This window comes from Streptomyces sp. NPDC050416 (assembly GCF_044458845.1).
Taxonomy (GTDB): domain Bacteria; phylum Actinomycetota; class Actinomycetes; order Streptomycetales; family Streptomycetaceae; genus Streptomyces.
The window spans coordinates 831,618-855,058 of record NZ_JBITII010000001.1 but is presented as its reverse complement, the minus strand read 5'-3'; the positions used below and the strand labels follow the sequence as shown (position 1 = coordinate 855,058).

Genomic DNA, 23,441 nt, shown 5'->3' with positions numbered 1-23,441 from the left:
TGAGAGCGCCCTGGCGGAAGGGGACAGCGATGGGACGTGCGGTCGGGATCGACCTGGGAACCACGAACTCGGTGGTCGCCGTGCTGGAAGGCGGCGAGCCCACCGTCATCGCCAACGCGGAGGGGGCCAGGACCACACCCTCGGTCGTGGCTTTCGCCAAGAACGGCGAGGTGCTGGTCGGGGAGGTGGCCAAGCGGCAGGCCGTGACGAACGTGGACCGCACCGCGCGTTCGGTCAAGCGCCACATGGGTGACGCGCACTGGCGCTTCCCCGACCACGGCGACATCGACGGCACCCGCTACCGGGCGCAGGAGCTGTCCGCGCGGGTGCTGCAGAAGCTGAAGCGGGACGCGGAGTCCTACCTCGGCGAGGACGTCACCGACGCGGTGATCACCGTCCCGGCGTACTTCGACGACTCCCAGCGGCAGGCCACGAAGGAGGCCGGGGAGATCGCGGGCCTGAAGGTGCTGCGGATCATCAACGAGCCGACGGCCGCCGCCCTCGCCTACGGCCTGGACAAGGAGAACGACCAGACGGTCCTGGTCTTCGACCTCGGCGGCGGCACCTTCGACGTGTCGCTGCTGGAGATGGGCGAGGGCGTCATCGAGGTGAAGGCCACCAACGGCGACACCCACCTCGGCGGCGACGACTGGGACCAGCGGATCGTCGAGTACCTGGTCAAGCGCTTCAAGGGCCAGTACGGCGTCGACCTCGCGGGCGACAGGATGGCCGTGCAGCGGCTGCGCGAGGGCGCCGAGAAGGCCAAGATCGAGCTGTCCAGCTCCACCGAGACGACGATCAACCTGCCCTACATCACGGCCTCGTCCGAGGGGCCGCTGCACCTCGACGAGAAGCTGACCCGGGCGCAGTTCCAGGAGCTCACCGCCGACCTGCTCGACCGCTGCAAGGCGCCCTTCCACCAGGCGGTCAAGGACGCCGGGGTGAAGCTCTCGGCGATCGACCACGTGATCCTGGTCGGCGGCTCGACCCGGATGCCCGCCGTGACCGACCTCGTCAAGGAACTCACCGGAAAGGAACCGCACAAGGGCGTCAACCCCGACGAGGTCGTGGCCGTGGGAGCCGCGCTCCAGGCGGGGGTCCTCCGCGGCGACGTCAAGGACGTGCTGCTGCTCGACGTCACCCCGCTGTCCCTGGGCATCGAGACCAAGGGCGGCATCATGACGAAGCTCATCGAACGCAACACGACGATCCCCACCCGGCGTTCGGAGATCTTCACCACCGCCGCCGACAACCAGCCCTCGGTCGGCATCCAGGTCTACCAGGGCGAACGGGAGATCGCCGCGTACAACAAGAAGCTCGGCGTCTTCGATCTGACGGGACTGCCGCCGGCGCCGCGCGGCGTGCCGCAGATCGAGGTGGCCTTCGACATCGACGCCAACGGCATCATGCACGTCTCCGCCAAGGACCTGGCGACCGGCCGCGAGCAGAAGATGACCGTCACCGGCGGCTCGGCCCTGCCCAAGGAGGACATCGACCGCATGATGCGCGAGGCCGAGCAGTACGCGGAGGAGGACCGCAAACGCCGCGAGGCCGCCGAGACCCGCAACCAGGCCGAGCAACTCGTCTACCAGACCGAGAAGTTCCTCCGCGACAACGGCGACAAGATCCCCGCGGAAACGAAGACCGAGGTCGAGTCCGCCATCACCGAAGTGAAGGAACAACTGGAGCGGCAGGCGGACACCGCCGCCCTGCGCGCCGGCGTCGAGAAGCTCGCCTCGGTCAGCCAGCAGCTGGGCCAGGCGATGTACGCGCAGGCCCAGCAGACACCCCCCGAGGAGCCCTCCGAAACCCCGCGGGACGAGGAGGGCGTCGTCGACGCGGAGATCGTGGACGAGGAAAAGGACCAGGGAGACCGGAAGGGCGGCGCGGCCTAACTTTCGGCCGGGTTCTCCGCGGGCGGCAGCGTCGCGTACACGGCGTCGACGACGGACGCGTACGGAGTGCCGGAGTCGGCCAGTCCGGAGCGGAGCCGCTCCAGTCCGGCCCGGTGCTCCGTGAGCAGGACGGTGTCGCCGGTACGTGCCGTGAACTCCAGTACGGCGGGCAGGAAGTCGGGCAGCTCCTCACCGGTGAGCTCCAGTCCGTGGGAGCTGTACAGCTCCTGGAAGCGGGCCGGTGAGATCCCGCGCCAGCGGCTCAGGTACAGGCTGTGGCCGTCCGCGCTCTCGAAGACCTGGAGGTAGTGGGCGGCCAGCTCCCGCGGCTCGGTGACGGCCGCGTGATCGGCGAACTCCCTCAGCTGCGGGGCGGCTTCGCGCAGCAGCGGCAGCCGGGCGCGGAACTCGTCGCCGGGATACGTCAGGCACAGCGCGGCCGCCTGGTACAGCAGCTCGAAGCCGGGCATCTGACCTCCTTGCCGTGCGCTCTCTGCCCCGCCCCGTGCAGACGACGCTAGGGGCGGGCGGGGGAGCGCACCCGTCGGCGGCGCCCGTACGGGTCACGGCCCGCGCGCGAGGGGCCTCGCTCAGTAGGTCTCGCGGTACTCCCGCAGCAGCATCTCGGTGCGCTGTGTCGAGGCCGCGCCCGCGGTCATGTGGTCGAGGACCTCCAGGTGCGCGGAGACCTCCTTGCGGGAGTCGAGGTACAGCGCGCCGGTCAGGTACTCGGTGAAGACCATGTCGGGCAGTTCGGGCTCCGCGAAGCGGAACAGGGAGAACGGCGCGTACGTGCCCGGGTGCGGGCCGTCCTTGAACTCGGCGATCTGGAGCGTGACGCGGTCCCGCTCGGCGTACTCCAGCAGCTTGTCCAGCTGGTCCCGCATCACCTGGCCGTCGACGCTCACCGGCCGCCGCAGCACCGTCTCGTCCATGATCACCCACAGGTGCGGCGGGTTCGGGCGATCCAGCAGCCGCTGCCGCTCCATGCGCAGCGAGACGTGCCGCTCCACGGCCTGCGGCCCGGAGTTCCCGATGGTGCCGGCCTGCAGCACCGCACGCGCGTACCCCTCGGTCTGCAGCAGCCCCGGCACGAAGTGCGGCTCGTAGGACCGGATGATCCGGGCGGCGCCCTCCAGGCTCACGTACAGGCTGAACCACTCCGGCAGCACGTCGTGGAACCGCTGCCACCAGCCCGGCCGGTTCGCCTCCTCGGCGAGCTCGACGAACGCGGTCACCTCGTCCTCGGCGACACCGTACGCCGTCAGCAGGATCTGCACGTAGGGGATCTTGAGCGCGACGTCGGCGGTCTCCATCCGCCGGACCGTCGCGGGGGCGACGCGCAGCACCCGGGCGGCCTCGTCACGACTGAGGCCCGCGGCCTCGCGCAGCTCCTGCAGCCTCTTGCCCAGCACCACCTGGCCCACGGTCGGTGCGGCCCGCCGTTCACTCACGCCACGCCTCCCCAACCTGCCCCAGCCTGTGATCAGTCTGTCACGTTCCGACGGCAGTCTCACAGGGTCGCGGGCGAGAAGATCGCGGGAAACGGACCGGTCGCCGCGGCATTACCCCGGGGGTAATCGACCGGGCGCGCCCGGGACGGGATCGTGAACGCACCGGGTCCCGGGCCGGCGCACTCCGGCCCGGGACCCGGTACCCGCTGCCGCACCACGACCCGACGGAGAGTGATGCACCATGTCCGCGACCCCGCTCGCCACGCTCGCCCGGACCAGCGCGCCGCAGTCGATGCTGCGCCGCTTCCTCGCCCTGGACGCGGCGGTGACCGGCACCAACGCGCTCGCCTACCTCGCGTTCTCCGGCCCGCTCGGCCGTTTCCTCGGCGTGGACTCCACGCTGCTGCTCGCCCTGGGCGCGTTCCTCACCGCCTACGCGGCGGGCGTGGGCCTGCTGGCCTCCCGCCGGCAGCCTCCGGCGCTCGGCGTGCGGGCCGTCGTGGAGGCCAACCTCGCCTGGACGGCGGTGAGCCTCGTGGCCCTGGCGCTGTGGCTCACGCCGAGCACGGCGGGCGCCGTGTGGACGGTGCTCCAGTCGCTGGTCGTGGCCGCGTTCGCCGCCCTCCAGTACACGGCGCTGAGGGTCCGTCAGGACATGAGCGACTGAAGGTACTTGACCGTCGCCGGGTCCGCAGGGAGCAGCGTCTCGATGGCCAGCTCGGCGACGGTCACGTCCATCGGGGTGTTGAACGTGGAGATCGAGGAGATGAACGACAGCGTCCGCCCCTCGTGCTCGATCCGCAGCGGCAGCGCGAAGTACGGCACCGGCTCCGCCGGCTCCTCCGCCGGATCCGCGTCGGGCACCGGATACGCCGCCACCTCCTCGTACAGCGCCCGCAGCGGCTCGGAGCGGTGCAGCGCGATCTGCCGCTCCATCTGCTCCAGCAGGTGCCCGCGCCAGGCGCGCAGGTTGCGGATGCGCGGCGCCAGGCCCCGCGGGTGCAGGGCCAGCCGCATCGCGTTCAGCGGCGGTTCGAGCAGCGACTCGTCCACGCCGTCGACCAGCGCCATGATCCCCCGGTTGGCCGCCACGACGTCGTACACCGCGTCCACGACCAGCGCCGGATACGGCTCGTAGCCCCCGATCAGCCGTTCGATGCCCTCGCGCAGTGCGCCCAGCGCCGGGTCGTCCAGCGGCGTCTCGGGGTAGCGCGGGGCGTAACCGGCCGCCAGCAGCAGTGCGTTGCGCTCCCGCATGGGGACGTCCAGGTGCTCGGCCAGCCGCAGCACCATCTCCTCGCTGGGCCGGGAGCGGCCCGTCTCGATGAAGCTGATGTGCCGTGCCGAGGAGTCCGCGCGCAGCGCCAGCTCCAGCTGGCTGACCCGGCGCTGTTCCCGCCAGGCCCGCAGCAGCGGCCCCACGCCCTGGTCGGTGGTGGACGGATGAGTGGTCATGCCGGGACCGTAGTCGAGAACCGGTCGCGCCGGACAGGCACGCCGCTGTGACCAGGGCCCCTGACCTTCCGCTGTGGCAGGCTGAGAAGGGAGAAGAGGACGCCCGTGTCAGGGAAGGAGCGCTGCCCATGCCCGTCGAACCGCTGTCGCAGAAGGAGGTCGAGGACCGGCTGGCCGAACTGCCGGGCTGGTCGCTCGACGGGGACCGCCTCACCCGCTCCTACCGGCTCGGCTCGCACTTCGCGGCGACGGCGATGGTCGTGCACATCGCCCAGGTCCAGGAGGAGCTCGACCACCACTCCGACCTCACGCTCGGCTACAACACGGTGTCCCTGGCCGTCCACACGCACAGTGCGGGCGGCGCCGTCACGGAGAAGGACGTCGAGCTCGCCCGCAGGGTGGAGGACCTGGCCCCCGGGCACGGGGCACGCTGACCGGGTGCTCGACTACGACAAGGAAGCGGAGCGGTACGACGCCTCGCGCGGCGGTGAGCCCAGGGCGGCCGCCGCCGCGAACGCGGTCCTGAGCCTCGTGCCGCCGGACGCGCGAAGCCTGCTCGACGTCGCCTGCGGCACCGGCATCGTGACCCGTCGGCTCGCGGCCGCGCGCGAGGGCATGCGGGTGACCGGCGTGGACCTCTCCCCGGCGATGGCCCGGCAGGCCACCGCCCGGCTGCCGGGTGCCGTGGTGCTCGCCGACAGCCGCCGGCTGCCCTTCCGAGACGGTGAGTTCGACGCCGTGTGCAGCGTGTGGCTGCTGCACCTGGCCGCCGGGCCCGCCGACGTCCGGACCGTCATCGGCGAGTGCGCGCGGGTGCTGCGGCGCGACGGCGTCTACGTCACCACGGTCGACAAGGCCGCCTCCCACAACGTGGGCAGTGACATCGATGTCGTCATGTCCTCCCGTCCGCCCAGCCCGGTCCGGGACGCGGCGGCGGACGTCGAGGCCTACGCCGCCGCGCACGGCCTGGTCCCGGCCGGACAGGCCCGCTTCCGCGGCCACGGTCAGGGCCGCAGCCCGCGCCGCACGGTCGCCGACCTGCGCAGAGGCTGGTTCGTCACCCTGCCGCCCGGCCACCCGCTCGCCGACGGCTTCGCCACCCGTCTGGCGGAACTCCCCGACCAGGACAGACCCCGCCCCGACCCGTACTTCACGCTCCGGGCGTTCCGGAAGCCGTGAGGGGCTCGAGTACGGCAACTCCCGCGCCCCCGGCGGCGACTGAGAGGCGGAACCCGCCCGTCCTTTCAGGAGGTCCGTCCCGTGAAGCACCCGCACAGGCACCGCAGACGCCGCCTGCTCCTGCCCGTCGCCGCCGTCACGGCGGCGCTCACCGGCGCCGGCCTGACCACGTTCGCCACCGGTGACACGGCCGAGGCGGCCACCGCCCGGCAGGTCGAGAAGCTGGACCGCGGCGTGGTCAGCGTCCACACCGGCAGCGGCAACCTGGTCAGCTGGCGCTGGCTGGGCACCGACCCGAACGACGTGTCGTTCAACGTGTACCGGGCCGGTACGAAGGTCAACGCGACCCCGATCACCGGCTCCACGAACTACTTCCACTCCGGCGCCCCCTCGCACGCCGACTACACCGTCCGCGCGATCGTGAACGGCGTGGAGCAGGGCGACTCGGTGCAGGCGATCCAGTTCCGCACCGGCTACAAGGACATCCCGATCTCCCCGCCCGCGGGCGGCACCGCCCCGGGGAACTCGACGTACACCTACGAGGCCAACGACGCCTCCCTGGGTGACCTGGACGGCGACGGCGGCCTGGACATCGTCCTGAAGTGGCAGCCGACCAACGCCAAGGACAACTCCCAGTCCGGCTACACCGGCAACACCATCGTCGACGGCATCAAGCTGGACGGCACCCGGCTGTGGCGTATCGACCTGGGGCGCAACATCCGCTCGGGCGCGCACTACACGCAGTTCCAGGTGTACGACTACGACGGCGACGGCAAGGCCGAGGTCGCCATGAAGACGGCCGACGGCACCCGGGACGGCACCGGCGCGGTCATCGGCTCCTCCTCGGCCGACCACCGCAACTCCAGCGGCTATGTGCTCTCCGGACCCGAGTTCCTGACGATGTTCAACGGCCAGACGGGCAAGGCGATGCAGAGCGTCGACTACGTCCCCGGCCGCGGCACCGTCTCCTCCTGGGGCGACAACTACGGCAACCGCGTGGACCGTTTCCTGGCGGGTACGGCCTACCTGGACGGCTCCCGCCCGTCGCTGATCATGGCCCGGGGCTACTACACGCGTACCGTCATCGCGGCCTGGGACTGGCGGAACGGCTCCTTCACCCGCCGCTGGACCTTCGACACCAGCTCCTCGACCAACAGCGGCAAGGGCTACGACGGTCAGGGCAACCACAGCCTGTCCGTCGCGGACGTCGACGCCGACGGCAAGGACGAGATCGTCTACGGCGCCATGACGGTCGACGACAACGGCAACGGGCTGTGGACGACCAGGCTGGGCCACGGCGACGCCGGACACGTCGGGGACCTCAACCCCTCCCGCGCGGGTCTGGAGTACTTCAAGGTCTCCGAGGACAAAAGCAAGCCCGGCTCCTGGATGGCCGACGCGCGCACCGGCCAGGTCCTGTGGCAGACGGCCTCCGGGTCCGACAACGGCCGCGGTGTCGCCGCCGACATCTACGCCGGCAGCGCGGGCGCCGAGGCCTGGTCAGCCGCCGACACGACCCTGCGCTCGGCCACCGGCGCCTCGCTCGGGCGGGAACCGTCCAGTATCAACTTCCTCTCCTGGTGGGACGGCGACCCGGTCCGCGAACTCCTCGACGGCACCCGCATAGACAAGTACGGCACCTCCGGCGACACTCGCCTGCTGACCGGATCCGGCGTCTCCTCCAACAACGGCACGAAGTCCACACCGGCGATCTCCGGTGACATCCTCGGCGACTGGCGCGAGGAGGTCGTCTGGCGCACCAGCGACAACACCGCGCTGCGCATCTACTCGACCCCGCACGAGACCAGCACGAAGATCACGACCCTGCTCCACGACACGCAGTACCGCACGGCCCTGGCCTGGCAGAACACGGCCTACAACCAGCCTCCGCACCCGAGCTTCTTCATCGGCAACAACATGCCGACGGCTCCCAGGCCGACGGTCTACACCCCCTGAGAAAGCCGAGGGCGTATGCCGTCTCCGGCATACGCCCTCACCAGCACGGTCAGGCCACCGTGCAGCTCTGGTCACCCAGCTTGAACGCCGTCGGTTTCGTGTTCGTCCCCGACGAGTTGGCCGTGAAGCCGAAGCTCACGGACGAGCCCGCCGCCACGTTGCCGTTCCAGCCGACGTTCCTCGCCGTCACCGCCGAACCCGACTGCGCGGCCTCGGCGTTCCACGCCTGGGTCAGCTTCTGGCCGTCGGCGAAGGACCAGCCGAGCGACCAGCCGTTCCAGGCTCCGGCACCAGTGTTGGTGAGCTGTACGTCCGCCTGGAAGCCGCCCGACCACTGGCTCGTGACCTTGTACGTCACCTTGCAGGCACCGGCCGGCTCGGGGCCGGGCCCGGGGCCCGTGGTGCCGCCGTCGGAGCTGTCCCCGTAGATGACGCCACGGCCGTTCGTCGACACGTACACCCGGCCGTACACCCTCGGGTCACCGGTGATGGCCGCGCCCGTCCAGCCCCACTGGTGGACGTCGTCGTTGATGCGGGTCCAGGTCGCGCCCTTGTCCGTGGAGCGGAAGACGCCGCGCACGCCGCCGATCTTCGCGCTGGTGTAGAGCGTCTGGTAGGAGGCGCCGGGGGCCGCCTTGCCGAAGCCGATGGTGTCGGCCTGTTCGACGTTCGGCAGCTTCGTGAAGCTCGTGCCGCCGTCCGTCGAGTGCCACAGACCGTACGCCCCGTCGCTCGCGCCGCCCGCCAGCCACACGTCGCCCTTCCCGCCGGGCAGCGCCTTGAAGCGGACACTGTCACCGCCGGGCAGGCCCGTCGCCGGTGACTCCTTGAACGTCGCCCCGCCGTCCGTACTGACGTAGAACTTCCCCGACTTGAAGCCGTAGAAGGTCTTCGGGTCGACGCGGTCCGACTCGACGATCGCCCCGGAGGGGATCCCGCCGGACGCCTGCCACGAGGTGCCGAAGCCCGTCGCGTGGTGTACGCCGGCGCCCTCGGGGCTCCACACGAACCGGCTGCCGTCGGCCGCCGCCGCGACCGTGCCGCCGCCGCTCACGCCCGAGGGGTCGGTCCCCGCGAACCAGTTGGCGCCGTTGTCCGTCGAGAACGAGATGTGCGGACCAGAGTCGAGGTTGCCGACCCGGACGACCGTGTTCGGGTTCGACTCGGCGAAGTCCAGGCTCGTGGTCGTCGTGAAGTTCGGCTGGGTGAACATCATCGGCGGGACCTTCGTCAGATCCGTGTGCCGGAAGCCGCCGATGTCACCCAGCGCGCTCAGCAGCGGCGCGCCCGACGGCGGTGACGCCAGGTCGTTGACCGCCGTCTCCTCCAGTCCCTGCACCATCGGCTTGACGGCGAACTTGCTTCCGCTGTCCCAGTTGGTGAGGTTCTCGGTGCCGTAGATCGTCGCGCCCGTCCCGTACATCATGCGGTTCGAGTTGAACGGGTCGATCTCCAGGGCCTCCGTCATCCACCCCAGCTTCGGGGTCTGCTCGGGCGGCTGCGGGTTGGCGCCCCACGTCAGCCACGGCGAGGAGGAGACGTCCATCGTGTAGCGGTTCTCGCGGTTCGGGTACGACGTGTAGTCCCACGCCTTGGTCCAGGTCGCGCCGCTGTCCGTGGAGCGGAAGATCTGCGTGTCCGGCCACCAGGCGCTGTACGCGGTCGCCATCACCGTGCCCGGCTTCTGCCGGTCCACCGTTAGCCCGCTGAAGCCGTAGAACGTGTCGGCCTCCGCCACCGGGCTGATGTCCTTCCAGGTCCCGGTCCCGGTCGCGTACCGCCACAGCTGTCCCTTGCCGCCGTCGTACGGTCCGCCCTTGTCGCTGTAGGCGAGGTACAGATAGCCGTTCTTCGCGTCCAGGACTCCCTTGTGGGCGAGGTGGCCGGTGGGCTGCCCGGCCAGCCGCTGCCAGCTCGCGCCCGCGTCCGTCGAGCGGTACACCGCGTTGTCCTTGTCGGCGACCCCCACGTAGATCGTCTTCGTGGCACTGCCCGACGTGCCCGTGGACTCGTCGAAGGTGACCCAGACGATGCCCTGGTTGTCGGAGGCGTAACCGCTCGTGTCGCTCGGGTCCTGGGCGTAGTTGCCGACGTTGGGGAAGTTCGCCACCTGCGACCAGGTCACGCCCGAGTCCGTCGACCGCCACAGCCCCTTGCCGCTGGGCGCGCCCAGGTACAGCACGCTGTTCCGGTTCGGGTCGACGGCCAGCCGCTCGCCCATGCCCCGCCCCGGCATGTTGCCGCCCAGCTTGAACGGCAGATTGGCCTTCTGCCAGCTCGCTCCCCGGTTGGTGGAGCGCATGACCGCACCGTTCTTCGGATCCCAGCTGTTGGTGTACGTACCGACCGCCGCGTACACCTTGTCCGGGTCGACGGAGTCGGAGGCGATACTGACGACCCCCGTGTGCCCCCAGTCGTCCCAGCCCACGGAGTCCAGCAGCGGCGTCCAGGTCTTCGACGCCTCCTGCCACCGGTAGGCACCGCCGATGTCGGTCCGGGCGTAGGCGAGGTTCTTCTCACTGCGATTGAAGACGATCCCGGGGACAAATCCGCCCCCGTCGATCCGCGCGTTCTTCCAGGAGTAGCTATCGGCAGCGATCTTCACCGACGGCGGATCAGCGGCCAGGGCGGCGGGAGCGCCCGACAACAGCCCGGCCGCCAGCGCGAGCACGGCAGTGAGGATGCGGGTTCTTCGCACGGTGGGGGTCCTTCCGTGAGGGGGAACGTGCGAGAGCCGGGCGGCCCCCAGTGCGGGTGGGGACCGCCCGGCCGGTCGGCCCCGTCGTCAGGTGACGGGACCACGAACGCGGAGCTTCGGACGCACCGTCTTTTCAGGGGCGCGGGGCTGCATTCGATTTGCGGCTCCGCCGCGTGTGCGCGACCAGCCACACACCGGCCCGCAGATTGCAACCGCCGAACCCGCGGAGCGCCCGGCGGGGACTATTCGAGAAGCTCCGCGTACGAGCCCATGGCCAGCGCGATATCCGCCTGAGCCCAGAACCGGTGATACGTGAACGACGGCACCGCACCGCCCGCGAGATAACTCTCGATCTTCGACCAGGCCGGGTCGTCCTCGTAGAAGGACCGGATCGAGTCGAACGTCGACGACGAGTTGATCGCGTCACCGTTCGGCATCGTGCCCGTCCAGCCACTCGGGATGGACACCGAGTCGTCGAACCGGTTGTAGTCCGCTCGGTTCTCCGGGACGGCGACCCCGATGTCGTCCTGGTGGTTCGCCCACATACCGTCCAGCAGCTTCTTCGCCGCCGCCGCGGCCTCCGTGTCACCGGAGCGGTCGGCGTAGTACGTCAGGGTCTTGGCGTACGAGGCCGCCACACCGACGTCGTTGGTGTAGTCGGCGACGGTGACGTGCAGCCCGCTGTTGGAGCCGGGGCTGGAGGCGTTCCAGGTGTCGGGCTGGCCCGACCACTGGAGCGTCGACGGGATGCGGAACGTGCCGTCCGGGTTGAACGTGGTCTTGGACAGCGCCCAGTCGACCCACTTGTCGAGGACCGTCTTGGCCTGCGCGTTCCCCGTCTGCTGGTACAGCTCGGCGACCCGCTCCATGGACCACGCCTGGAAGCCGAACCACTGGTTGGACGGCGGGTCGTGGTAGACCGGCTTCTCGTCGTAGTACATGCCGTAGAACGTCGACTTCCCGGCGGGCGGGGTCGCGTACCGTCCCGCCCAGCTGTTGGTCGCGCCGCCGGCGATGCCGCCCTCGTCGGACTGCAGCCAGCGGTAGAACTCCAGCTGCCGGTCCATGGACTTGGCCCAGTCCGCCGCGCCCGTCGCCGACTTGGGCTTCAGCGGGGCGTAGCTGCTCAGCGCGTACGCGGCCAGCGGGTTCTGGTAGCCGCCGTGGGCGTGGCTGGAGCCGATGCGCCAGGACCAGCCCGCGCTGGTGTCGGTGGCGCCGCCCCAGGCGTAGTACCAGGACATCAGGTACATCGAGGCGTCCTTGCCGGTGCCCGCCGGGCAGGCCGAGGGGCCGACGCAGTTGCCGATCTTCTTGAAGTACTTGTCGAACATGGAGTAGCGCAGGTAGTCGCCCATCTTGGCCGCCTTGGCGACCGTCCCGGAGACCTGCCCGCCCTTGCCCTGCTCCTTCGCCCACAGGTCCGCCCAGTAGGCGGCCTGCACGGCGCGCGCGTCGGCGTCCGGCGCGTTGGTGAACTTCCACTGCTTGGCGTATGAGGCGTCACCGGTGAACAGGTCCAGATAGCCGTTCTTGCCGCCGTACTTGAAGGCGTCACAGGTCGGCTGCGGCACCGTCTCCCACACCGACTCCTGCGGGCCGCGCTGGAAGGTGTTGATGTACGACGGACCGGTGTCCGACGGCCCCGCCTCGCACTTGCCGGGCGAGTTGCCGTAGCCGTATACGTTGTCGACGTCCTGGAGCCAGTGCATGCCGTAGACGTCGTCCGTGCCGTACGCGCTCTTCAGCTCGGCCGCGATCGGGTCCCGGCCCACCGAGACGCCGGTGTCGAGCTTGGCCGGGTACTCGCCCGGCGTGTCCAGCTCGGGCGCGTAGGTCGCCGGCTTGGAGGCGTTGTAGAAGGAGTTGGTGGGCTGGTCGGCGTGTGTGGGGATCATGTACTTCTCCATGAGCTCCCACGCCCCGTTGAACTTGGACCAGTCACCGGTCACCTTGCCGTACATGGCCTGGAGCCACAGGAGGTAGCTGTACGCCTCCGAGGTGGTCTCGTGGCCGTGGTCCGGCGCCTCGACGATCAGCGTCTCGACCGAGTGGTAGGGAATGCCCTCGGGGGAGAAGTAGCCGTTCGCCGGGTTGGTGATCTTCCCGTAGAGCTCGAGGAAGCGGGCGTCGTACGCCTTGGCCGCCGCCAGCTGCGTGACGGTGACCGAGGCCTTGGCGTGACCCGCTGCCGTCGACTCGAACACGGCGAAACCGGTACCGGAGTCGGCCGCAGTGACGGTCACCTTCTGGCCGGTGTTCCAGTTCTGCGGGGTGAAGGTGAGCGAGGCGCCGCCGGTGACCGACAGGCCCGAGTTGCCGCTCGCGCGGGCCGACGTGACCGTCACGTTGGACGCCGGCTGCTTGGACAGCTTCACCTCGTACGTGCCCGACTTGCCCGACTGGACTCCCAGTTGAAGCGGCGAGGCGACGACGGTGGGGCCGGAGGCGACGGTGATGCCGACCGGGGTGGAGTCGGCGGAGGCGCCCATGCTGTCGTAGGCCTTCGCCACCAGGGAATGACTGCCCACGGTCAAATCTGAGACGGACAGCGCGTAGGGCGCGCTGGTGTCCGTGCCCAGCAGCTTGGTGTCGTCGTAGAACTCCACCTTGCTGATCGTGGCGTTGTCCGCGGCGGCGGCGGTGGCGGCCAGCGGGACCGCCTGGCCCTGGGTGTAGACGGCGCCGGCGGCCGGGCTGGTCAGCACGGCGATCGGCGGCTGGTGCGCGCCCGTGCAGGGGGTGCCGTTGACCGCGAAGGACGTGGGCGCGGTGTTGCTGCCGCTGTAGCTGAACTGGGCGCCGGTGGAGACGGCGGCGCCCGCGGCGACCCGCGCGTTGTGGGCGGCGTTCTTGACGGTGATGTTCTGGCCGGACTGCGACCAGGTGCCGTTCCAGCCGTTGCCCAGCTTCTGGTTGCCGGAGTAGGCGTAGGTCAGCGTCCAGCCGTCGATGGCGTCCGTGCCGCGGTTGGTGAGGGTCAGGTCCGCGGTGAAGCCGGAGCCCCAGTCGTTCGTCTTGTAATCGACACTGCACTGAAGTGCGGCCGCCTGCGCGGTGGTCGACCCTGAGGAGAGCATCGTCAACGGAAGCGCGAGAGCTGCGAGCGCGGCGGTCCACAGACGCCGCACCGCTCTCCGCCTCCGGGGTGGGGGATGCATGGTGCTGGTTCCTCCTTGCGGCTCGGAGAAGTCAAGGCTTGAACCAGTGGGAGCGCTCCCATAGTGCGGACGGGTCAGGTACCGGTCAAGGTCCTTGAAGAGTCGAAAAGATTCGACGCCGTGTGTTGAGCGAAAGTCAGTGACTCCCCTGTTCTTTGCCGACACTTGCCGCTACCTTCCTTGACACCAGTGGGAGCGGTTCCATCAGTCGACGCGTCCGTCACGACGGGCCCGACCTGCACGGAGTCGCTCATGCGACACCCCTCGCGTTCAGTACTTAGAGCCGCCGCCCTCGCGGTCGTCCCCGGCTGCGCGAGTGCCGGTGCCGGGTTCCTCATGTCCTTGTCGGAGCGCGCCCTGAACGGCTGACACCCCCACCACCGAAAGGGAAACCCGCAGTCATGAGCCGTACGAGAACAGCGTTACTGGCCGCCATGGCCCTGGTCGCCGGAGCCACCGGCACGGCGTTCGCCGTCGATCCGGGCGGCATCGGCACCGCCGCGGTCCCCTGCACCGTCGACTACATGGTGCAGAACCAGTGGAACACCGGCTTCACCGCCGCCGTGACCATCACCAACAACAGTGCCGCGAAGTCGTCCTGGTCGCTGAAGTGGTCGTACGCCGGCAACCAGAAGGTCACCAGCGGCTGGAACGCCAAGATCAGCCAGAGCGGTGCCGACGTCACCGTGGCCAACGAGAGCTACAACGCCCAGCTCGCCACGGGCGGTTCGGTCAGCTTCGGCTTCCAGGGCTCCTACAGCGGCAGCAACGCGATCCCGGCCACCTTCACCCTCGACGGCGTGACCTGCAACGTCGACAGCGGCGGTCCCGGCGGCCCCACGGATCCGCCGGACCCGGGCGGCCCCGCCAACCGGGTCAACAACCCCTACGACGGCGCCAAGGTGTACGTGAACCCCGAGTGGTCCGCGAAGGCCGCCGCCGAGCCGGGCGGCAGCCGGGTGTCCAACCAGCCGACCGGCGTCTGGCTGGACCGGATCGCGGCGATCAACGGCGCCGGCGGCAAGATGGGCCTGCGCGCCCACCTCGACGAGGCGCTGCGCCAGAAGGGCTCCGGCGAGCTCGTCGTCCAGCTCGTGATCTACAACCTGCCCGGCCGTGACTGCGCCGCCCTCGCCTCCAACGGCGAGCTGAAGCCCGACGAGATCGGCCGCTACAAGACGGAGTACATCGACCCGATCAAGGCGATCCTCGCCGACTCGAAGTACTCCTCGCTGCGGATCGTCACGACCGTCGAGATCGACTCGCTGCCGAACCTCGTCACCAACACCGGCAGCCGCCCGACGGCCACCCCGACGTGCGACGTGATGAAGGCCAACGGCAACTACATCAAGGGCGTCGGCTACGCGCTGAACAAGCTCGGCGACGTGCCGAACGTCTACAACTACGTCGACGCCGGCCACCACGGCTGGATCGGCTGGGACGACAACTTCGCTCCCTCCGCGACCCTGTTCAAGGAGGCGGCGACCGCCGAGGGCGCGACCGTCAACGACGTCCACGGCTTCATCACCAACACGGCGAACTACAGCGCCCTGAAGGAGGACCACTTCTCCATCAGCGACAACGTGGCCGGCAAGTCCGTCCGCGAGTCGAAGTGGGTCGACTGGAACCGCTACGTCGACGAGCTGTCCTTCGCCCAGGCGTTCCGCAACCAGCTGGTCTCGGTCGGCTTCAACTCCGGCATCGGCATGCTGATCGACACCTCCCGCAACGGCTGGGGCGGCGCGAACCGGCCCACCGGCCCCGGCGCCCAGACCTCCGTCGACACCTACGTCGACGGCGGCCGCTACGACCGCCGCATCAACCCCGGCAACTGGTGCAACCAGTCCGGAGCCGGCCTCGGCGAGCGGCCGAAGGCCAGCCCGGCTGCAGGGATCGACGCCTACGTGTGGATGAAGCCCCCGGGCGAGTCCGACGGGGCGAGCAAGGCGATCCCGAACGACGAGGGCAAGGGCTTCGACGAGATGTGCGACCCGGCGTACAAGGGCAACCCGCGCAACGGCAACAATCCGTCCGGTGCGCTGCCGGACGCCCCGCTGTCCGGGCAGTGGTTCTCCGCGCAGTTCCGGCAGCTGATGCAGAACGCGTACCCGCCGCTGTCCTGACCCGCTGACACCCCGTCCCCACGGATCCGCCGGGGCTCCGGCCCCGGCGGATCATTTTTTGCGGGAGCGGCAAGAGCGGTGGCCTTCCCCGGTGCGTCGGCTCAGGCTGGCGGCATGGAGAGGGAGAGGCTGAGCACCATGGCGCACGACCACGACCACGACCACGAGCACAACCAGGAGCACGGGCAGGGCCATGGCCACCATCACGGCTCCACGGACATCGACTGGGCCGAGATGGGCCCGAAGCTGGAGTCACAGGCGGAGCTGTTCGCGTCCCTGTACGAGCGGGCCATGGCCTGGCTGGCGCAGGAGGTGACCGAGCCGGGTCTGATCGTCGACGCGGGCAGCGGGCCGGGCGTCGTGTCCTGTCTGTTCGCCGAGACGTTCCCGGGCGCGAGGATCGTCGCGGTGGACGGCTCCGAGCCGCTGCTGGTTCGGGCACGGGCACGGGCCGAACGGCTCGGGGTCGCCGACCGCTTCGGCACGATCGCCGGTGAACTCCCGGACGTGCTCGACCAGTTGGACTACCCCGCCGACTTGCTCTGGGCAAGCCGCAGCCTGCACCACCTGGGCGACCAGCGGGCCGCGCTCACCGCCTTCGCAGCGCGGCTCGCGCCCGGCGGCACGCTCGCCCTGATGGAGGGTGGTCTGCCCCCGCGGTACCTCCCGCGCGACATCGGCATCGGCCGGCCCGGACTGCAGGCGCGCGTCGACGCGGTGGAGGCGGAGTGGTTCACGCGGATGCGGGCGGAGCTGCCGGGCCATGTCGCGGAGACGGAGGACTGGCCGGGGCTGCTGGCCGCCGCGGGACTGAAGCATGCCAGGACGCATACGTTCCTGCTCGACCTGCCCGCGCCTGCTTCGGAGCGGGCGCGGGGCTATGTCGTGGCGTCCCTGTCGCACATGCGCGAGAGGCTCGCGGACGGCCTGGACGCGGAAGATCTCGCGACTCTTGATCGGCTGCTTGATCCTGACGACGAGGCGAGTCTGCATCGGCGGTCGGATGTGTTCGTCTTGGAGGCCCATACGGTGCACACGGCCGTTCGGGCTGGCTAGGACCTGTCTGACACGGGTGCTGGGTGTTGATGCTGGGGGCGGGTGGGTGCGCAGCCCGGCGGTGCGGTGTGCCGCTGCGCCCACCCGTGCCGCCCCAGCGGCACGAATGCCCGCAGCTCAGCGAGCTGCGAGCATTCGGGGGGGAACCTCAGGCGCCGTCGAACGTCGCCGGGTCCGGGCCCAGGCGGCGGTCCTCGTTGAGGGCGCTGATGGCCGCCAGGTCCTCCGTGTCCAGGCTGAAGTCGAAGACCTCGATGTTCTCCTTGATCCGCGCCGGCGTCACGGACTTGGGGATGACCACGTTGCCCAGCTGGATGTGCCAGCGCAGGACGACCTGGGCCGGCGTGCGGTTGTGCTTCCGGGCGATGGCCACGATCGCCGGGACCTCCAGCAGGCCCTTGCCTTGTCCGAGCGGCGACCATGCCTCCGTGGCGATGCCCTGCTCCGCGTGGTACTCACGGGCCTCGCTCTGCTGGAGGTGCGGGTGCAGCTCGATCTGGTTCACGGCCGGGATGACCGACGTCTCGCCGATCAGCCGCTCCAGGTGCTCGGGAAGGAAGTTGGAGACGCCGATGGCCCGGATCCGGCCGTCGGCGTGCAGCTTCTCGAACGCCTTGTACGTGTCGACGTAGGTGCCCCGGGCCGGCAGCGGCCAGTGGATCAGGTACAGGTCGACGAAGTCCAGGCCGAGCTTGTCCAGCGACGTGTCGAAGGCGCGCAGCGTCGAGTCGTACCCCTGGTCCGCGTTCCAGAGCTTCGTGGTGACGAACAGCTCCTCGCGGGGGAGACCGGACGCGGCGATGGCCTTGCCGGTGCCCTTCTCGTTGCCGTAGATCGCCGCTGTGTCGATGCTGCGGTACCCGGCCTCCAGCGCCGTCGCGACGGCCGACTCGGCCTCGTCGTCCGGCACCTGCCAGACGCCGAAGCCCAGCTGGGGCATCTCGACGCCGTTGTTCAGGATGATCGGGGGGACCTTGCTCACGAGCTCTCGATCCTTCGGTTTGTGGTCGGTGTACCTCCCATCGTCAACGATCACGAGCCGTGATGCATTCCTGACGGGAGAATTGCGGCGTGAAATTCACCTGTCACCTGGACATTCACGCCCGGTACAGTGCCTCGACCTCGTTCTCATACGCCTTTTCGATCGCCTTCCGCTTCAGCTTCAGGGACGGGGTCAGCAGCCCGTGCTCCTCGGTGAACGGCTGGGCCAGGATGCGGAAGGTGCGGATCGACTCGGCCTGTGAGACAAGGGTGTTGGCCGCGACCACCGCGCGCCGCACCTCCGCCTCCAGATCCGCGTCGCGCACCAGCTCCGCCGCGGACATCCGCGGCTTGCCCCGCATCGTCAGCCAGTGCTCGACGGCCTCCTGGTCGAGGGTCACGAGGGCGGCGATGTACGGGCGGTCGTTGCCGACGACGATGCACTGGTTGACCAGTGGATGGTCACGGACGCGTTCCTCCAGCACGCCTGGCGAAACACTCTTGCCGCCCGATGTGACCAGGATCTCCTTCTTGCGGCCGGTGATGGTGAGGTAGCCGTCCTCGTCGAGGGAGCCGAGGTCGCCGGTGGCCAGCCAGCCGTCGTGCAGGGTCTGGTCGGTCGCCTTGGGATTGTTGAGGTACCCCTGGAAGACGTTCTGGCCGTGCAGCCAGATCTCGCCGTCGTCCGCGATGTGCACGGTCATGCCGGGGATGGGCTGCCCGACCGTGCCGAACCGGGTGCGGCCGGGCGGGTTGGCGGTCGCGGCGGCCGTGGACTCGGTCAGGCCGTAGCCCTCGTAGATGTGCACGCCCGCCCCGGCGAAGAACAGGCCGAGCCGCCGGTCCATCGCCGAACCGCCCGACATGGCGTGCTTGATACGGCCGCCCATCGCGGCGCGGATCTTGGCGTAGACGAGCTTGTCGAACAACTGGTGCTGCATGCGCAGGCCGGCGGACGGGCCGGGGCCGATGCCCCAGGCCTTCGCCTCCATCGCGTCCGCGTACTTGATGGCGATGTCGACGGCCTTCTCGAACGGGCCGGAACGCCCCTCCTTCTCGGCCTTGCGGCGGGCCGCGTTGAACACCTTCTCGAAGATGTACGGCACGGCCAGGAAGAACGTCGGCCTGAACGCGGCCAGGTCCGGCAGCAGGGCCGCCGCGTTCAGCTGCGGCTGATGGCCGAACTTCACCTTGCCCCGGATCCCGGCGACCTGGACCATCCGCCCGAAGACGTGGGCGAGCGGCAGGAACAGCAGGGTGGCGGCCTCGTCGCCGCGCTTGGAGTGGAACACCGGCTCCCAGCGCTCGATGACGGTGTCCGCCTCGTACATGAAGTTGCCGTGCGTGATGACGCAGCCCTTGGGGCGGCCGGTGGTGCCCGAGGTGTAGATGATCGTGGCGACCGAGTCGGGGGTGACGGCCTGCCGGTGGCGGTGCACCACCTCGTCGTCGAGGTGTGCGCCGGCGTCGTACAGCTCGTGCACGGCGCCCGAGTCGAGCTGCCACAGGCGGCGCAGCTGGGGCAGCCGGTCGATGACGGTGGCGATCGTCATCGCGTGGTCCTCGTGCTCCACGACCGCGGCCGTCACCTCGGCGTCGTAGAGCATCCAGAAGCACTGCTCGGCCGAGGATGTCGGGTAGACGGGCACGACCTGGGCGCCGATCGTCCACAGCGCGTAGTCGAACAGCGTCCACTCGTAGCGCGTACGGGACACGATCGCAACGCGGTCGCCGAACCGGATGCCGCTCGCCAGCAGGCCCTTGGCCAGGGCGAGCACCTCGTCGCGGAACTCGGCGCTGGTGACGTCGCGCCACTGCCCGGACTCGTCCTTGCGGCCGAGCGCGATGCGCAGCGGGTCCTCCTGGGCATGCTCGAAGACCACGTCGGCCAGACCGCCCACGGGAGGTGCCAACGCCAACGGAGGGTTGGTGAACTCGCGCAAACCCCGCTCCCCGCTCCTCAGCGCTTTTGTTGAGTGACGCTCCGCACAGCGCCGTGAAAGCTACCCCAACCGGGCAGAGGGCGGGAGGGGTGGCGAAGGCGAGCAGCGCTCTTGTCCGCGCTGCAGGGAGGGAAAATGCGCCCACATGGGGAAGGGTCGGACAGAATCCTGACGGTTGAGTAAGTTTCGGAGCCGTAATCTCCACCGAATCTGTACGACCCCCTACGGCCCGAGGCTCCTCGTGCGCGGTGCCCGGCCGTCTCTTCTGTCAGCGCCCCGTAGACGGATTTCGTCACTCCGGTTCAGTCGGTCGCCGCCCGCCAGGATCGCCGCGGCCAGGGCGTCCGCCGCCCCCTGGGCGGCGGGGCTCCGCCGGCCGTGGACCACGACGAAGTCGACCTGTCCCAGTTCCGGCAGCCCGGCCCGGTCCGGGATCCGGACCAGGCCCGGCGGGATGAGGCCGCGGGAGTGGGCCATCACGCCGAGCCCCGCCCGGGCCGCCGCGACGAGGCCGTTGAGGGAGCCGCTCGTGCACACCACACGCCACTCGCGGCCCTGCCGCTCCAGCGCCTCCAGGGCGAGCGCGCGGGTGATGCCCGGCGGTGGATAGACGATGAGCGGCACGGGACGGTCAGGGTCGAGCCGGAGGCGCTCCGCGCCGATCCACACCAGCCTGTCGTGCCGGACCAGCTCGCCGCGCGGATCCTCGGGCCGCCGCTTGGCCAGGACGAGGTCCAGCTTCCCGGCGGCGAGCTGCTCGTGCAGCGTGCCCGACAGCTCGACCGTCAGCTCCAGGTCGACCTCGGGGTGGTCGTGCCGGAAGCCCTCGAGGATCTCCGGCAGCCGGGTCAGTACGAAGTCCTCCGACGCGCCGAAGCGCAGCCGGCCGCGCAGCCGGGTGCCCGTGAAGAACGCCGTCGCCTGCTCGTGCACCTCCAGGATCCGGCGCGCGAACCCGAGCATGGCCTCGCCGTCCTCCGTGAGCTCCACCGAGTGCGTGTCCCGGGTGAACAGCGTCCGCCCGGTGGCGTCCTCCAGCCGCCGCACGTGCTGGCTGACGGTGGACTGCCGCAGCCCGAGCCGCCGGGCGGCCTGCGTGAAGCTCAGTGTCTGCGCCACCGACAGGAAGGTGCGCAGATGGGCGGGGTCGTACATGCCCGCCAGGCTATCGCAGAACGTGATGACAGTGAGAGCGGTATACGGGATTCCCGATCGCCGTGCCGGGGAGCAGGATGGAAGGGGGCCGTACCGGCCCCGCACCGCACCTGAGTACCGCACGTATGTACCGCCCGTAAGTCCCGAGCAAGTGGAGCACCGTGAAACGCCTGCGCCGGCCGCGTCGGATGCCGATCGACCCGTACATCCTTCTCCTCCTCGCGACAGTGGGTGTCGCCGCGCTGTTCCCGGCGCGCGGGACGGTGGCCGATGTCGCGTCCGGTGCCTCCACGGCGGCGATCGCCCTGCTGTTCTTCCTCTACGGCGCCCGGCTGTCCACCCGTGAGGCCCTGGACGGGCTGCGCCACTGGCGGCTCCACGTCGCCGTCCTGGCCTGCACCTTCGTCGCCTTCCCGCTGCTCGGCCTGGCGGCCCGCGGGCTGGTGCCGGTGATCCTGACCCACCCGCTGTACCAGGGCCTGCTCTTCCTCACGCTCGTCCCGTCGACCGTGCAGTCCTCGATCGCCTTCACCTCGATGGCCCGCGGCAACGTGCCCGCCGCGATCTGCGCGGGCTCCTTCTCCTCTCTCGTCGGCATCGTCGCCACCCCGCTGCTCGCGGCCTCGCTGCTCGGCGGCAGCGGCGGCGGGTTCTCCGCCGACTCGCTGCTGAAGATCGTGCTGCAACTGCTCGTGCCGTTCCTCGCCGGGCAGCTGCTGCGCCGCTGGATCGGTGCCTTCATCACCCGCCACAAGAAGGTCCTCGCCCTGGTGGACCGCGGCTCGATCCTGCTCGTCGTCTACACCGCGTTCAGCCAGGGCATGGTCCAGGGCATCTGGCACCAGGTGAGCCCCCTCCGGCTGGGCGGGCTGCTCGTCGTCGAGGCCGTGATCCTCGCCGTGATGCTGCTGCTGACCTGGTACGGCGGCAAGGCGCTGGGCTTCGTCCGGGAGGACCGGATCACCCTCCAGTTCGCCGGTTCGAAGAAGTCCCTGGCCGCCGGACTGCCCATGGCGAGCGTCCTGTTCGGCGCGCAGGCCTCGCTGGCCGTGCTGCCGCTGATGCTCTTCCACCAGATGCAGCTGATGGTCTGCGCGGTGATCGCCAAGCGCCGCTCGCACGACCCCCGCCCGGAGGTCACCGGGCCGGAGCCAGCCGCAGCGTCACGAACCGCGGTCGGTACAGGGACACGTTCCGGCTGAGCTGGGCGGCGGCGCCCGTCGTCTCCAGCCAGTTGACGTCGTAGCTCAGCACGAGACGCCCGTCGCCGCTCAGCACCGGGTGTGCCTGCGGGTTGTAGGCGGCCACCTGGCCCTGCGGCAGCGACGGGCTGAACTCCTTCGCGGGCCCGTGCCACGGCCCGGCCGGAGAGCACGCCCAGTACGAGGCGACGGTGGTCAGGCCCTTCGTGCCCGCGGCCATCGTGAACAGCAGGTACGTCCCGCCGTCCCGGACGACCGAGAACGCGCTGCCCACGCCCCTGCGCTGCCCGTCTCCGAGCACCGCCCGGGGGCGGGCGCCGGCCGCCCACGCCGAGCCGTTCCAGTACCGCCAGGCCGCCGGATCCCCGAGCCTGCCCTCCGGCACCCGCGCCACGTACGCGTGCGAGGCCGGGCGGGAGGCGGCCCGGCCGTCGTCGCCGCCGAAGACGTACGTCCAGCCGTCCTCCTCGACCAGCGTCGTGCCGAACAGCACCCGCCGGGACGGGTCGGGGACCAGCTGCTGGTCGAGCACCTTGACGACCGACTCCAGGCGCAGTTCGGGCAGCGACAGCGTGGCCACCTCGGTCGCGGTGGGCACGCCGTAGATCCACGGGGCCTGGCCGGCAGTACGCACCCACAGCAGCACCCGGACGACCTGTTCCGAGGAGCCGGGGGAGCGGGATTCGACGCGGGCGGCGACCGGCCAGCGCCACTGGTTCGGCGCCGGGTCGGCGAAGAGCGGGGCGGGGAGGGTGGTCTCCAGCCGGCCGTCGCGCATCAGGACGGCCGAGTTGCGCACCAGCGGCGCGGTGGTGTCCCGCCAGGCGTGGGACTCGCCGGCCGGGTTGGGCGGGCCGTACACCCGGCCCAGATAGGTGTCGGAGAACAGCCACAGCACCCGGCCGTCCGGCAGCCGCACCGAGTGGGTGCCGTCGCCGCCGGTCCAGTCGTCGGTTCGGGCCGCGTCGTCGCCGTAGCGGGCGAACTCGGCGGTGAGTCCGTCGTCCGCCTGCCAGGAGCGGACCGTCCGCGCCCAGCAGGCGGTGTCGTCGTCCGGGCTCTCGTCCTCCGGGAGGGCGATGAGCAGCGCTGCCCCGAGAACCAGAACCAGCAGCAGGCCGATCCCGGTTCCCGTGCGCTGCCGTGCTCGTGCTGCACTTACGTCGTCGGGCACGTGCCGTGA

Annotated in this window: 17 protein-coding genes; 8 read left to right on the top strand and 9 right to left on the bottom strand. The window is 70.3% G+C overall.

Annotation, left to right across the window (positions count from 1 at the left end):
- The first annotated feature begins 29 nt into the window (after nt 1-29).
- Nucleotides 30-1,895, top strand: a complete 1,866-nt coding sequence (gene dnaK / locus ACIBL4_RS03830) for a molecular chaperone DnaK (protein WP_399406175.1) — start codon at nt 30-32, stop codon at nt 1,893-1,895.
- On the opposite strand, the gene ACIBL4_RS03825 is transcribed toward dnaK, so the two are convergent.
- Together ACIBL4_RS03825 and ACIBL4_RS03820 are read right to left on the bottom strand one after the other, a co-directional pair.
- Entirely contained in the window at nt 1,892-2,365 is a 474-nt protein-coding gene (locus tag ACIBL4_RS03825) for a nitrate reductase molybdenum cofactor assembly chaperone (RefSeq protein ID WP_399406173.1), read from the bottom strand. The genes dnaK and ACIBL4_RS03825 overlap by 4 nt on opposite strands.
- A gap of 120 nt (nt 2,366-2,485) precedes the next feature.
- Nucleotides 2,486-3,349: a helix-turn-helix domain-containing protein gene (locus ACIBL4_RS03820; protein ID WP_399406171.1), complete on the bottom strand. Its 864-nt coding sequence runs from the start codon at nt 3,347-3,349 to the stop codon at nt 2,486-2,488.
- Between the two features lie 241 nt (nt 3,350-3,590).
- Here ACIBL4_RS03820 and ACIBL4_RS03815 point away from each other — a divergent pair, with 241 nt between their 5' ends.
- Entirely contained in the window at nt 3,591-4,016 is a 426-nt protein-coding gene (locus ACIBL4_RS03815) for a hypothetical protein (protein ID WP_399406169.1), read from the top strand.
- Here the strand turns inward: ACIBL4_RS03815 and ACIBL4_RS03810 are convergent.
- Nucleotides 3,998-4,804 (bottom strand): helix-turn-helix domain-containing protein, encoded by an 807-nt coding sequence (locus ACIBL4_RS03810; RefSeq protein WP_399406166.1) that lies wholly within the window; start codon nt 4,802-4,804, stop codon nt 3,998-4,000. The two genes, ACIBL4_RS03815 and ACIBL4_RS03810, sit on opposite strands and share 19 nt — an antisense overlap.
- Nucleotides 4,805-4,932: 128 nt before the next feature.
- On the opposite strand from ACIBL4_RS03810, the gene ACIBL4_RS03805 reads away from it, so the two are divergent.
- The 3 genes from ACIBL4_RS03805 to ACIBL4_RS03795 all read left to right on the top strand — a co-directional run bounded on the left by ACIBL4_RS03805 (nt 4,933) and on the right by ACIBL4_RS03795 (nt 7,939).
- A complete protein-coding gene (locus ACIBL4_RS03805) occupies nt 4,933-5,238 on the top strand; it encodes a 4a-hydroxytetrahydrobiopterin dehydratase (protein ID WP_399406164.1) in 306 nt (101 codons plus the stop codon).
- 4 nt (nt 5,239-5,242) lie between these two features.
- Entirely contained in the window at nt 5,243-5,983 is a 741-nt protein-coding gene (locus tag ACIBL4_RS03800) for a class I SAM-dependent methyltransferase (RefSeq protein WP_399406162.1), read from the top strand.
- Between the two features lie 81 nt (nt 5,984-6,064).
- Nucleotides 6,065-7,939: a rhamnogalacturonan lyase gene (locus ACIBL4_RS03795; protein WP_399406160.1), complete on the top strand. Its 1,875-nt coding sequence runs from the start codon at nt 6,065-6,067 to the stop codon at nt 7,937-7,939.
- A 49-nt stretch (nt 7,940-7,988) separates the two neighbouring features.
- Here the strand turns inward: ACIBL4_RS03795 and ACIBL4_RS03790 are convergent, their stop codons facing one another.
- Both ACIBL4_RS03790 and ACIBL4_RS03785 read right to left on the bottom strand, forming a co-directional pair.
- Nucleotides 7,989-10,637 carry a cellulose binding domain-containing protein gene (locus ACIBL4_RS03790; protein ID WP_399406158.1) on the bottom strand — a complete coding sequence of 883 codons (2,649 nt, stop codon included), beginning with the start codon at nt 10,635-10,637 and terminating at the stop codon, nt 7,989-7,991.
- 242 nt (nt 10,638-10,879) lie between these two features.
- Nucleotides 10,880-13,798: a glycoside hydrolase family 48 protein gene (locus tag ACIBL4_RS03785; RefSeq protein ID WP_399406156.1), complete on the bottom strand. Its 2,919-nt coding sequence runs from the start codon at nt 13,796-13,798 to the stop codon at nt 10,880-10,882.
- A 401-nt stretch (nt 13,799-14,199) separates the two neighbouring features.
- On the opposite strand from ACIBL4_RS03785, the gene ACIBL4_RS03780 reads away from it, so the two are divergent.
- Nucleotides 14,200-15,921 carry a glycoside hydrolase family 6 protein gene (locus ACIBL4_RS03780; RefSeq protein ID WP_399406154.1) on the top strand — a complete coding sequence of 574 codons (1,722 nt, stop codon included), beginning with the start codon at nt 14,200-14,202 and terminating at the stop codon, nt 15,919-15,921.
- Nucleotides 15,922-16,059: 138 nt separating this feature from the next.
- Complete coding sequence (locus ACIBL4_RS03775; RefSeq protein ID WP_399406568.1) at nt 16,060-16,977, top strand: class I SAM-dependent methyltransferase; 918 nt, start codon at nt 16,060-16,062, stop codon at nt 16,975-16,977.
- A 148-nt stretch (nt 16,978-17,125) separates the two neighbouring features.
- Here the strand turns inward: ACIBL4_RS03775 and ACIBL4_RS03770 are convergent, their stop codons facing one another.
- The 3 genes from ACIBL4_RS03770 to ACIBL4_RS03760 form a co-directional block, all read right to left on the bottom strand.
- Nucleotides 17,126-17,917 (bottom strand): aldo/keto reductase, encoded by a 792-nt coding sequence (locus ACIBL4_RS03770; protein ID WP_399406566.1) that lies wholly within the window; start codon nt 17,915-17,917, stop codon nt 17,126-17,128.
- 157 nt (nt 17,918-18,074) lie between these two features.
- On the bottom strand, nt 18,075-19,901 hold the full coding sequence (locus tag ACIBL4_RS03765; RefSeq protein WP_399406152.1) for an AMP-dependent synthetase/ligase: 1,827 nt from the start codon (nt 19,899-19,901) through the stop codon (nt 18,075-18,077).
- A 222-nt stretch (nt 19,902-20,123) separates the two neighbouring features.
- Nucleotides 20,124-21,056, bottom strand: a complete 933-nt coding sequence (locus tag ACIBL4_RS03760) for a LysR substrate-binding domain-containing protein (protein ID WP_399406150.1) — start codon at nt 21,054-21,056, stop codon at nt 20,124-20,126.
- Between the two features lie 188 nt (nt 21,057-21,244).
- Between ACIBL4_RS03760 and ACIBL4_RS03755 the strand changes: the two genes are divergently transcribed.
- Entirely contained in the window at nt 21,245-22,258 is a 1,014-nt protein-coding gene (locus ACIBL4_RS03755) for a bile acid:sodium symporter family protein (RefSeq protein ID WP_399406564.1), read from the top strand.
- Here the strand turns inward: ACIBL4_RS03755 and ACIBL4_RS03750 are convergent.
- Nucleotides 22,194-23,432, bottom strand: coding sequence for a DUF4185 domain-containing protein (locus ACIBL4_RS03750; RefSeq protein WP_399406148.1), 1,239 nt, complete (start codon nt 23,430-23,432; stop codon nt 22,194-22,196). The genes ACIBL4_RS03755 and ACIBL4_RS03750 overlap by 65 nt on opposite strands.
- Nucleotides 23,433-23,441 lie beyond the last annotated feature (9 nt).